The 12269-nt window shown below is 46.1% G+C and carries 12 protein-coding genes; 8 read left to right on the forward strand and 4 right to left on the reverse strand.

Annotated features, from left to right (window positions below; genetic code table 11):
- Window positions 1-95: 95 nt before the first annotated feature.
- The 7 genes from C161_RS09545 (at window position 96) to C161_RS09575 (ending at window position 6927) form a co-directional block, all read left to right on the forward strand.
- The gene (locus C161_RS09545; RefSeq protein ID WP_036669907.1) at window positions 96-1526 is read left to right on the forward strand and encodes a bifunctional metallophosphatase/5'-nucleotidase; all 1431 of its coding nucleotides are present in this window, start codon (window positions 96-98) and stop codon (window positions 1524-1526) included.
- A 109-nt stretch (window positions 1527-1635) separates the two neighbouring features.
- Window positions 1636-2721, forward strand: a complete 1086-nt coding sequence (locus C161_RS09550) for an HD-GYP domain-containing protein (protein ID WP_235193778.1) — start codon at window positions 1636-1638, stop codon at window positions 2719-2721.
- Between the two features lie 220 nt (window positions 2722-2941).
- Window positions 2942-4078 carry a radical SAM/CxCxxxxC motif protein YfkAB gene (yfkAB, locus tag C161_RS09555; protein ID WP_101313331.1) on the forward strand — a complete coding sequence of 379 codons (1137 nt, stop codon included), beginning with the start codon at window positions 2942-2944 and terminating at the stop codon, window positions 4076-4078.
- Between the two features lie 46 nt (window positions 4079-4124).
- Window positions 4125-5477, forward strand: a complete 1353-nt coding sequence (locus C161_RS09560) for a hemolysin family protein (RefSeq protein WP_036669911.1) — start codon at window positions 4125-4127, stop codon at window positions 5475-5477.
- A gap of 277 nt (window positions 5478-5754) precedes the next feature.
- A complete protein-coding gene (locus C161_RS09565; protein ID WP_036609912.1) occupies window positions 5755-5994 on the forward strand; it encodes a spore coat associated protein CotJA in 240 nt (79 codons plus the stop codon).
- Window positions 5984-6259, forward strand: coding sequence for a spore coat protein CotJB (locus tag C161_RS09570; protein ID WP_036669913.1), 276 nt, complete (start codon window positions 5984-5986; stop codon window positions 6257-6259). Before C161_RS09565 ends, C161_RS09570 begins: the two co-directional genes overlap by 11 nt.
- A gap of 98 nt (window positions 6260-6357) precedes the next feature.
- Window positions 6358-6927, forward strand: a complete 570-nt coding sequence (locus tag C161_RS09575; protein WP_036669914.1) for a manganese catalase family protein — start codon at window positions 6358-6360, stop codon at window positions 6925-6927.
- A gap of 205 nt (window positions 6928-7132) precedes the next feature.
- Here C161_RS09575 and C161_RS09580 read toward each other — a convergent pair whose 3' ends face one another.
- The 4 genes from C161_RS09580 to C161_RS09595 all read right to left on the reverse strand — a co-directional run bounded on the left by C161_RS09580 (window position 7133) and on the right by C161_RS09595 (window position 10729).
- Entirely contained in the window at window positions 7133-8125 is a 993-nt protein-coding gene (locus C161_RS09580) for a 3-oxoacyl-[acyl-carrier-protein] synthase III C-terminal domain-containing protein (protein WP_036669916.1), read from the reverse strand.
- Window positions 8126-8179: 54 nt separating this feature from the next.
- Window positions 8180-8530 carry a hypothetical protein gene (locus C161_RS09585; RefSeq protein WP_036609902.1) on the reverse strand — a complete coding sequence of 117 codons (351 nt, stop codon included), beginning with the start codon at window positions 8528-8530 and terminating at the stop codon, window positions 8180-8182.
- A gap of 186 nt (window positions 8531-8716) precedes the next feature.
- Complete coding sequence (locus tag C161_RS09590) at window positions 8717-9085, reverse strand: carboxymuconolactone decarboxylase family protein (protein WP_017689521.1); 369 nt, start codon at window positions 9083-9085, stop codon at window positions 8717-8719.
- A gap of 12 nt (window positions 9086-9097) precedes the next feature.
- Window positions 9098-10729 carry a thiamine pyrophosphate-binding protein gene (locus tag C161_RS09595; protein WP_036669922.1) on the reverse strand — a complete coding sequence of 544 codons (1632 nt, stop codon included), beginning with the start codon at window positions 10727-10729 and terminating at the stop codon, window positions 9098-9100.
- Between the two features lie 412 nt (window positions 10730-11141).
- Here C161_RS09595 and C161_RS09600 point away from each other — a divergent pair, with 412 nt between their 5' ends.
- Window positions 11142-12113 carry a Gfo/Idh/MocA family protein gene (locus C161_RS09600; protein ID WP_036669923.1) on the forward strand — a complete coding sequence of 324 codons (972 nt, stop codon included), beginning with the start codon at window positions 11142-11144 and terminating at the stop codon, window positions 12111-12113.
- The last annotated feature ends 156 nt before the right edge of the window (window positions 12114-12269 follow it).

A 12269-nucleotide genomic window follows, 5' to 3' on the forward strand; every position in this document is an offset into this window, starting at 1 on the left:
TCTAAACCCTATAAATATATCATAACGACGCGGAAAATGTTATGCTTATCCATTAGAAGAATGAACGTTTATTGAAGAGCAGGGGAGGCGGTGTGATGAGCACCAGGGAGAAGCAAAAGTTAACGATTCTGCACACCAACGACATTCATAGCCACTTCGGCTCCATGAGCACCATCGCCGCTATGATCAATGAGGAACGTGACCAAGGTGGCAACTTCCTTGTATTGGATATCGGCGATCATATGGACCGGATGGCCGTTGAAACAGAGGGAACACTGGGTACGGCTAATGTTGATGTTATTAACCTGACGGGCTACGATGCCATTACAATTGGTAACAACGAAGGACTAACCTTTACGCCAGCTCAGCTCTCACAGTCCTACGCTGGACTTCTGTGTCCTGTGGTATGCAGCAATGTTGTGGAGCAAGATACTGGACTCGCGCCAGTGTGGATGAAACCTTCTCTGATTGTGGAGAAAGGTCCATTTCGCGTTGGTCTGCTGGGGGCAACGGCCCCTTTTACCACGTTTTATGAATTGCTCGGGTGGGATGTTCTGGACCCTGTGGAGTCATTAAGAGCTCAAGTGGAAGCATTACGTGATGAAGTGGATGTTGTGGTTATTCTTTCTCATCTGGGGCTTTCGACAGATCGGAGACTGGCGGAGCAGATTACTGGAATTGATGTTATTCTCGGTGGACATACCCATCATGTTCTCGAAGAACCTTTAGTCATTGGTCAGACCGTGCTGGGCGCAGCTGGAAAATTTGGCCAATGGCTTGGGAAAGTGGTTCTGGAACGAATAAGTGTGGGAGAACCTCTCCATCTGGTAAGTAGCGGTTGTATGGCTGCCAAGAGTATATTACTGGATGATCAGGTCGCGCTGGCAATCGCTACGAATCGTGCCGAGGCCGAAAGGACACTCAATCAGACGGCAGTGATAACGGATCGGGTGCTGCCCATCACGTATGACCGGGAGTCCCCGTTTGCAACCTTGCTTGCACAAGCTGTACGTCATTTCACGGGGGCACAGCTGTCTCTGGTGAATGCAGGTCAGCTTCTCGGAGATCTTCCACAAGGTAATATTACAAAAGGAATGTTGCATTCCCTATGTCCATCTCCTATAAATGCTTGTACAATATGCTTGAGTGGAAGTCATATTCGTGAAGCACTTGAGCAGTCCTTGTTGGACGAGTTTTCAGGTAAGCCCATTGTGGGATTTGGTTTTCGTGGTCATATTCTAGGCACGTTATGTATGGACGGAATGGAAGTTCAATACAACCCAGATGCGCCAGCCTATGAGAAGATCCAGACCATATCCATCAATGGGGAGCCTATGGACGAACAATGTGAGTATATCGTTGGGACACTGGACATGTTTACGTTCAATGTGGGGTATCCTCCTCTTGCTCATGGAACCCGTACGCTCTATCATCTTCCGGAATTCATACGCGATTTGCTGGAAGCGGAAATAAAACGACCAGGGGCTCTGGACGACAGCCTGCGAGCCCGCTGGCATCAAAGCTAAATTTAAAGTGCTTGCCTTCTGCTGAAGCGGCGGCTAGTGGTAATTACATCTACGGAGCGGGAGAGGATAGGCTGTGCGTTTAGTACATATAAACTTATTGCAGCCTGGCATGAAGCTGGGGAAACGTATTTATAGTGAAGAAGGCCTTGTATTACTTAGTGAGGATGTAGAGCTAACCAGTCGATTGATTGGACGCCTTAAGGATCTCGGAGTCGGTTATGTGTATATTAAAGATGCTGCGACAGAGGACATCATTGTTCCTGAAATGTTGCAGGAAGAGACCCGAAGGAAGGCACTGGTAGAGATCAAGCAGCAATTTCAGAGCATGTCGGGAATGAAAACGAAGAATCGGATTCCTCATTTCGGTAAAGCGCTTAGTGGTGTGATGAATGCGATTCTGGAAGACATCGGCAGTCAGAAGGAAGCCATGATTATGCTGATGGACATGAACTCCAGTGATTTTGACCTGTATAATCATTCGCTGAATGTATGTGTGTATACACTGGTTCTTGGTGTCGCTTCGGGTTACACACGCCAGCAATTAATGGAGATTGGTCTGGGTGCCTTATTGCATGATATTGGCAAGACTCAGATTGCACCAGAAATTCTGCATAAGCCTTCCAGATTAAGTGACGAGGAATTTAAAATCATTCAGCAGCACACTACATATGGACATCGTATTCTCAAAGACGAACCAGGTATACCGCTTCTATCTGCACATTGTGCATTGCAGCACCATGAGCGAATTGATGGCAGCGGATATCCCTTTGGGCTGAAGGATAAAGAGATTCATGAGTATGCCAAGTGGATTGCGCTTGCTGATTCGTATGATGCCATGACAACGAATCGAGTCTACAAGCAAGCCTTGCTGCCACATCAGGCCGTAGAGGTGCTGTATACGGGCTCAGGAACGCTTTATGAACAACGAATGCTGGAGAGATTCAGGGATTGTGTAGCGATCTACCCCGTGGGCCTATCGGTCACGCTCAGTACGGGAGAGGTTGGGGTGGTCGCAGCGATTCATCCACGTGTTCCTCAACGTCCACTTATCCGGGTGCTCAAGGATGCCGACGGCCAGACCTTATCTTCGCCCTACGAAATTAACCTGTCCACAGCACTGTCTGTGATGATCACAGGTGTAGAGGGTCTGGAGGATACACCTTCATCTGCCCAAAGTGAACGGTTGGAAAGCTGAACAAGCTTAGAAATGATTAGCGCTCATGTCGTAATATCGGGGCCGTTTCGTGATTCGGCCCGGAGTTACCTGAGTGTTTTTTGTCATGTAATGGACAGGGTCTACGTATGCCGGAGCATTCAAAATTGTGCTATGATAAAAGATAACTCCAAAAAGAGAAACACAAGGTATGATGTAAATAAAACTTTTTAGGTTAATAAAAGGAATAAGGTGAAGAACAATGACCATGCTAAACTCAGGATCGGTACAACCGATGCCTTTATCTCCAACGAATGATCCGTGGGATCCGATTGGCTCTCTGCGTACATATGGACGCCATGTGTTGACCAGTGTAGAAATGACTGTGACACATCTGTGTAACATGCGGTGTGAGCACTGTGCCGTAGGAGATATGCTTACGATGCGTGAAGCGCCGGCTCTTCCATTACCGCTGATGCTGAAACGATTGGATGAAGTGGAGCATCTGCAGACGATTAGTCTGACGGGTGGCGAGCCAAGCTTTAGCCAGAAAACAGTGGATGAGATGATTATCCCACTGCTCAAATATGCCAAGGAACGTGGAATCCGTTCCCAAATCAATTCCAACTTAACGCTGGATATCAGCCGATATGAGCAACTTTTGCCGTATCTGGACGTTATGCATATCTCATTCAACTACCTGAATGCTGACGATTTCCATCAAGTCGGATTTGCGAATAGTGGCAGACCTGTGAAACGTGAAGTCGCGGTGAAGATGTATGAGAAAATGATTGAAAATTCCCGCAAATTAAGTGAAGCAGGCATGTTTATCTCTGCCGAGTCCATGATTAACTTCCGTACACACGACAAGCTGGATGGTATTCATCAATTGATTCGTGAGATGGGCTGTGTTCGTCACGAAGTGCATCCAATGTATAATTCGAACTTTGCTTCGTCGTTGCCCGTGTTATCACTGGACCATATGAGAGCAGCGATTCATCGTTTGCTTGATGCACGTGACAAAGATATGTGGATGCTCTTTGGTACTCTGCCATTCTTCGCGTGCAGTGCAGCAGAGCAGGATCGGGAACTGATCAACCGTTTATACAGCGAACCAAATGTGACGGTACGTAATGATCCGGACGGACGCAACCGCGTTAACGTCAACATGTTCACGGGTAATGTGTATGTGACCGATTTTGCCGATATCCCGGAATTTGGTAATATTCGTGATCGTAAACTGGATGATGTGTTCCATGAATGGTCAGCTGAACATCCGTTGAATCAAACGGTCAATTGCCATTGCGATATTGCATCCTGTTGCGGACCAAACCTGCTAGTGGCAGATATGTATTACAAAGGTGTGGATTTCAAATCGAGAAAGGCAATCACACGTTGATATTCCAGGTGTATTCCTGAAATAGATAGAAAAGGGGAGTTTCAACTTGGATATTCATACCGAATTTCATCTTGGGCAGCTGGTATTTAATCTGGTCTGTGTCTTTTTGCTCGTATTTTTGAATGGCGTATTTGTCGCAGCGGAATTTTCGCTTGTGAAAGTAAGGCAGACACGCTTAACTCAATTGCAGAGTGAAGGAAATCGTATGGCTGGTTATGCACTGAAGGTGAATAGTAAACTGGATTCCTATCTATCGGCAACTCAGTTCGGGATTACGCTGACATCGCTTGGACTCGGGTGGCTGGGAGAACCGGCCATCTCCGAATTGCTCGTTGAGCCACTCATGTTTAAACTTGGTGTAGGAGATACAGGGCTTATTTCGACCGTGTCGGTCATTATCGGTTTCTGTATCATTACGTTTCTGCATATTGTGCTGGGTGAGCTTGCACCTAAATCGTTGGCAATTCAAAAAACAGACGGAGTGGCATTGTTTTTATCTGCGCCCTTGCTGTTGTTCTACAAAATCTTCTTCCCGTTCATCTGGGTACTGAATGTATCGGCCAATGCATTGCTGCGTCTGGCGGGTATTGAACCTGCCAGTGAAGGCGAAGCTCACTCGGAAGATGAACTTCGTATTCTGATGAAGCAGAGTGCCAAAAGTGGTGTCATCGATAAAGATGAGATCAAACTGATGGACAACATCTTTGATTTCTCCGATATGCTGGCACGTGAAGTGATGCTGCCACGTACAGACATGGATTGTCTGTACACACATATGTCTTTGGAAGAGAACCTGGAGATTATTAATGCAACCAAACATTCCCGGTATCCCGTAGCAGTAGAAGACAAGGATGAGATCATTGGATTTATACACATCACCGATCTGTTGCTGTCTAAACCGGAGCAACAACATGATCTGGCTTCACTTGTCCGTCCAATCTTAAACGTTCCTGAATCGATGGAAATCAGCCATGTGCTGCGTCTCATGCAGAAGAAACATTCACAGATGACGCTGGTTGTGGATGAATATGGTGGCACAGCTGGATTGTTAACTGCGGAAGAAATTCTGGAAGAGATCGTTGGAGACTTGTATGACGAGTTTGAGGACGAGCGTCCGCATATGGAACGGAGTGGAGATTCATTTTCCGTTGATGGTCGTTCGCTTATTGAAGAAGTTCATAAGTGGACCGGAGCCATCATTGAGGATGAAGAAGTGGATACCATCGGCGGATGGTTGTTTAAAGAGCTTGGGGGCAATCCATCCAAGGGGAAAACGCAGGAGCTGAATGGGTACGTTTTTGAAGTGGAAGAATCGACTCGTTTGCGAATTACCCGTGTTCGAGTGTACAAGCAATCTGTCCCTCAAGACATGAATTCGGAAGAAAAACCAGCAGAATAGAACTCGTTGCAGGAGTAAGATAAGACGAGTAAAAGTATGAAATGATGCAGATTACGAAGATCTGCCAGGATGTAAGACCTTTGGACGTTACCTGAAAGGGGAACGAACCGAAGGTCTTTTTTTATTTTAGAGAAAATTTGGAGAAATTCTGCACATAGTTGAAACGAATTTCGGATTAACTTCGGGGACAGCGTCATATGGATATAGAGACGGGAAGCGGGAAAGAACTCAGTGTTATTCAATATGCACCAACGATGTAATAAGGAGGCGTTGTTTTGTGAAAGATCCGCAGCTTCGTGCTTACGCCCCTTTTGTGGGGCCGTTTGATCCTTGTCCGCCGGTAGCGATTCGGACGTATCTGGTACCTCCGCAGTTATTTATTCCATTTCAGCCCATGGGCTGGCCGCAGTACAGCCCGGCGGAAGCGTTGAGATTGGGAACCTTATGGCCTGCATTATACAGCCCTTATACACCAGCTAGATCGAAGGGAAGGAAGGTGGAAGTGGATGGAACCTGAAGGAGCAAAAGCGTGCGATACCCAATACTATGAGCTGCTGGAGGAACTTCAGGCTCTGGATTTTGTATTAGTGGAGCTGAATCTGTACCTGGACACCCATCCTGGGGATTATCAGAGCATAGAGCAATATAACAAATTCACGCAAGAACGTACGCGGGTGGCGCAGGAGTTTCAACAATTGTATGGACCACTTATGAACTTTGGTCATGCCTTCTCCAAATATCCGTGGGAATGGTCTCAGACGCCGTGGCCATGGCAAGTGTGACACATCAGCCTCAGGCTTCCTTGCAGGACTTTAGGGACAGGAAGCCCGAGGGTTAGAAGAATGGCTGTATTTTGATAACGTAGAGGGAGGCGTCTTACATGTGGGTGTATGAGAAAAAACTGCAATATCCCGTGAGGGTTAGTAAATGTGATCCTCGTATGGCGAAATTGCTGATGGAACAATATGGCGGTGCCGATGGGGAGTTGGCCGCTGCCCTTCGATATCTGAATCAGCGTTATACGATTCCAGACAAGATTATCGGTCTGCTGACGGATATTGCTACAGAGGAATTTTCTCATCTGGAGATGATTGCCACAATGATCTACAAGTTGACCAAGGACGCGTCGGTGGATCAACTGGAAGAAGCGGGACTTGGGCCGAACTATGCTCAACGCGATTCTGCCTTGTTTTATACCAATTCCTCCGGTGTTCCCTTTACAGCTGCCTACATTGCTGCAAAGGGTGATCCAATTGCGGATCTGTACGAGGACATTGCAGCAGAAGAGAAAGCCCGGGCTACATATCAATGGTTGATCGACCTGACCGATGACGTGGATCTGCAGGATAGTCTGAAGTTTCTAAGGGAACGCGAGATTGTGCATTCCTTACGTTTTCGGGAGGCTGTAGAGATCCTGAAAGACGATCGGGAGACAAAGAAGATTTTCTGAACGTTTGGTATAAAAGCAGAAGTCTGGCAGTCCAATAGGGCTGCTTTTTGCTTTGAGTTAACTGCTTTGAGTTAACTGCTATGAGTTAATAAAGCCCGAAGCAGTGTACATGGTGTTTTGAGGGTTGCTTTCAAATAAAAAGACGATCCTTTTTGAATTTAAAATAAAAGGGATCGTCCTGGTTATTATTTTGGTGAAGTAAGGCCTAATATTCAAGCACCATGGCTACATTTTGCCACCCGGCCCCAACGGTCCAGAACAGAACTTTGTCACCACGCTGAATCTGACCGGTTGTAACCGCTCGATGTAATGCGATGAATGGACTGCTGGTTGAGGTGTATCCGAACTCATCTCCGATATAGACGGCAATATCATCACCAATGCCGACGTTCGCAGATACAGCCCGAATGTTACTAATGGATAGTTGGGAGAAGCAGGCCGCTCTGATCTCATCTGGAGCAATCTCGTTACGTATCAGCAAGGTACGAATGGACTCTGAAGCAGCATCCACACAGATGGAATCATCAAATGGGATGAATTTCACATGAAAGGCACCCGCATCTACACCCGTTGTGCCCAGCTTTGCCAAGCCTTCTGCAGGAAAAAGAGAATTACCATACACACAGGTATCCGTCTGATAGATGGAATCAATGAAACCGACAGCATGTTCATCTCGTTCTACAATAACCGCCGCTGCTGCATCACCGAAATTGGCGAAGTATACGGGATCATCGGGACTGGCGTGAGGAGCCACATAATCAGAGCCGATGATTAATGCGCGGCGAATTCGAGGATTGCCCAGCATCTGCCGGCTAACTTGTTCGAAAGCAGCAGTCATACCCGCGCAGTTGGCGTTGCTGTCAATACAGATCGTGTGAGAAGCGCCGTTAATCAGGCGATGGATCATCAGGGAATTCGTAGGAAAGATGTATTCTGGCGTTTGGCTTGCATAAGCAATCAGATCAATATCTGCACCGGTGAGCCCGGTTTTTTCCAGTAGGTTACTGGCCGCCTCATAGGCCATGCTTAGTGAATTTTCGTCATCGTTGTCAATTTTATAACGTGTATCACGACCAAGTGCCTGTAACAATCCACGAATATCTACACCTCTTGCATCAAAATGTTCAATATAAAAATCATTGTGCACCTTGGTTGCTGGATGATAGATATCGATATCTACAATACGAATTCCGGCCATCTTCATTCTCCTCTTGAGCGGAAGGGTGAATTCACAGCTTGTCCGCCTGGTTTATTAAGTGGTAACGGTAGATATGATTTCGAGATTGTCCAGACCGACTGACCGGCCGAGCCGGGACAATTGCATTTTTAGAATCGCGTTGTTCTCGAGGGTCAACACGACTTTTTTATATTCATCTTTTTTGAACAATTGAAGGCAGCCTTCCAGAAGAGGAACAATCTCCGGAGCAGTAACATTCAACTTTTTGCAATCGATGTTCAGGTCATACTCCTTCGTGTTAATAGAAGCGATCGTATCCTGATAGGCCGAGATGGAACGCAAACCGTCTTCTTGAGAGAAAGAACCCTCCAGTTCAATGTTTAACACCTTGTTTGGAACGTCAGTCTTCAGAATGAAATTTCCCATGTTTGATCTCTCTCCTTTAAATGAGTTAAGGCTATCCTGTTAGTGGATACACAGCCCATTGGGCCTCTGCCGAAAGCTTCTAAGATGCGAGCTGGTTCGAAGGATAATTTAACCATATTATAAAGGTAGGAATGTAAAAAGATCAATAAAAAAGTCGAATCATGTATAAAAATGTAGAAAAGTGAATTACTGTATTTCGTCCAAGGTGGCAAGCAAAATATTAAATGCACTTATAATGCGTGGAGCACCCACACATGGCGCCAGATGTAGCAATATTCCCTTGAGCTGATCTACAGTTACCCCGACACTCAGAGCCATCGTGTAATGTACGCCCAATTGTTCATACTGTCCTTGGGTGATCAACGAAGAGATGATAGCAACTTCCTTCCATTGATCCGTAATCGTGGTGCGCTGAAAGATATCCCCGTACGCCGTCCCCATAATAAATTCCGACAATTCGGGAAAATGTTCTTTGATGGGTGCGAGAGCTCTTGCGCCGTACTCACCAGATAGTTTCGCGAAACGGTCTAGTCCCTGAGCTACATGTTCACTCATGATATGCTCCTCCTAATTCAAATTTACGGTGCGGTGAGCTGTGGGTGGAATTTCATCTCGATCGGTCAGAAGCTCAATAACAGTTACCTGATTCAACGTCTGGGCTGTGTTCAACGCAGATGAGAATTCAGCAAGAGTCTCTGCTCGAAACGCAACCGCACCGAGCGATTCGGCGAATTTGGCAGCATCCATAGGAACTTCATATAATGTGCCATCAATTCTGCCTGTTGTTTTTTCCATTCCTTTGAGTGCCATGTCCAGTTGTTTGTTGTTAACGACAATGAAAATGACGTTCAGATTGTTGCATACCGCAGTATTGATCTCCGTCCCAAGCATCATGAAACATCCATCCCCGGTGATACATACAACGGTCTCTTCAGGTGAAGCGGCCTTTGCACCTATCGCCATACCAATGGCGTTCCCCATGCAGGCAAAGTACGCGTCAAACACAAAGCTGCCTGGTTTCTTGACTTTATATCGCTGAACCGCATGAAATCCATGGCTGCCATCATCAACAAACAGCTTATGATCATACGGAAGCAGATCGCTCATTCCATCTAGTACAGAAGCCAGAGACAGTTGGGGGAGATCTGGTAAAGGGACAGTGCAATCCATGGGTGCTGTGGTTCTCACAGGAGTAGGAAGGTCTTCTAATGTGCCCAGCAAATATTGCAGGTTGTCCTTCAAATCACCGGTGATATGTAAGGTTTGAGCGCTCAGAATCTTGCCTACAAATGTAGGATCAGCGTCAAATTGAATGAGGTGTGCCGGGTGATGTTCAGGCTTCAGATTGCAGAGGGTCATGTCACTTAGACGTGAACCGAGTACGATATAAAGGTCACTTTGGTTCAACATGTCGTCTGCATGCGGGAAACCTCCAACACCACAAGGTCCATGGTACAAGGGATGGTCCCACGCAATCGCTCCTTTTCCACCAGGAGTAGTAATGACGGGAATGTTGAACGATTCGGCCAATTGAAGCAATTCATCATGGGCTCTGGCGCGACTTACACCTTTACCAGCAATAATTAAAGGGCGATTGGATTGTTGAATGAGAGGAGTAATGCGATTCAGATTAGATACGCTAAGCAGAGGTTCCGGTTCGGGAATGACAATCCGGCATTGGGATAACAATTCGGTCTGTACGTCAAAAGGAATACAGAGGTGAACAGGGCCTTTATTAGGGCCGAGTGCAATGGAAAGGGCATGATTCAGCAGTGTGCCGAAGTGATCTCCACGCTCAACCAGTTTGCTGAATAGCGTAGCAGGCCTGAACATCTCGGCCAGATCAGCCAGATAGGAAGAAGAATCCTGACACTGGGGGAGCCCCAGTTCCTGAATGGATTGATGACCCGTAATAAACAGTACAGGCAGATTGTTGGCTTTTGCATGGGCTGCTGCAGTAAGCAGGTTGGTTCCGCCTGGACCGGATGTGGCAAAGGCAACGCCGAGTTTACCTGTCTGTAATGCATAACCGGATGCGGCAAAACCTGAGCTGGATTCATGACGGCCTGGAATGAACTCTAATCCGTAATCCACCATTTTCAGTACAGCAGGACAGATGGATTTACCAATAATACCAAAGACATGAGTAACGCCTAGATTACGCAGAGTTTCTGCCAAATAGTCCGCAACTGTTCTCATGCGGGACACCTCGCTTCATGAAATAGGTTATTAGAACCATACGCATATTCCATTTATTGAATGCAAGTTACAGTCTAAGGTTGTAAGAGGAAATATTCATTGTTATTAGGAAGAGTATCTTTTTTTGTGGTTTTTTGTCAACCTGTTTTTGTGAGTCTAAATTCCTGATTCTTAAGTTGGTAACGCTTTAAGTGTTGCTGGTTAAAGTAAAAATAATTGGTTATATATCCCTGCAACGAATTACCCAATCGAGTCTTAGTTACAAAAAAATGTAAAAAAATGACTGTAAATGATGAATTTCAGCCTCTAATAGCGACTTGAAAGCTAGAGGTTTATTTTTTTTCGTATCAATGCATCGCATTTGCAATTCTTTGCTTTCTGCTATACTGGAAAGGAATTGGGAGGGGATGGAATGACAGTCATCAAGATGGCTCTGATTGGGCTGGGTAAAATGGGATTACATATGGTTCATCTAATCGAGAATACGAAGATGGATACAAAGATTGAGATTGTAGCGGTGTGTGATGCGAATGAGGAAGGTTTGGCGTCTTTTGCAGCTTCTCATCGGGGAGTTAGGACGTATACGGACTACAAGCAATTGATGAATGAACATCAGATTGATCTGCTGTATATTGCAGTTCCGCCGAAATTTCATTATCCGGTTGTCATGGAAGCACTGGAGCGCAAAATTCATGTGTTCTGTGAGAAACCGCTTGCCAATAGTGTAGAAGAAGCCAAAAAGATGCTGGAGGCAGCAGAGCAGGCGGGCGTTGTTCATGCCATCCACTTCTCGATGCCGCATGAACCTTCCGTGCTGAAGTTGCAAGAGATGATTGAGCAGGGTACTGTGGGGGCAATTCGCAAAATAGATCTCATTTTGCAATTCCCGCAGTGGCCACGATCATGGCAACAGAATGCATGGATTACGAGCCGGGAACAGGGTGGATTTATTCTTGAAGTAGGGATTCACTGGATTCATATGATTCAAAAGGTGTTTGGTGCCATCCGGGTTGTTAGCACTCAGGTTCAATATCCTGAGAATGGTGACTGTGAACTAGAAGTACAGGCTGCAATGGAACTGGAAGACGGAACCCGAATTCAGCTGAACGGCATCTCTCAATTTGCCGGGGAAGAACGTGTATCCATGGTGGTGTACGGTGCGAAGGGCACGATTGCCTTGGAAAATTGGGAAGAATTGAAGACGGGCCTGGTGGGACAGCCACTTTCTCCAGTGGAAGTGCTTGAATCCGCCAGTGAATTGCCGGTTCTTAAACATGTCATTGCCCGTATACAAGGCAAACCAGCTAAGATATATGATTTTAACGATGGGTATCAGGCACAATTGATACTTGAAGCGCTACGGAACACGGAACAATCGAGATAAGAAAAGGAGTACTTAGGTTTTTTCATATGAGGTGCCCGGTGCACCTTTTCCTGATTCAGTTCTCCTTAACACAAAGAAGCATCGCAGAGGCTCGGGTGAGTCTGTCTGCGATGCTTTTTCTTTTGATATATGCTCATGATACAGCTATTTAGATAC

This window comes from Paenibacillus sp. FSL R5-192, assembly GCF_000517845.1.
GTDB lineage: Bacteria > Bacillota > Bacilli > Paenibacillales > Paenibacillaceae > Paenibacillus > Paenibacillus amylolyticus.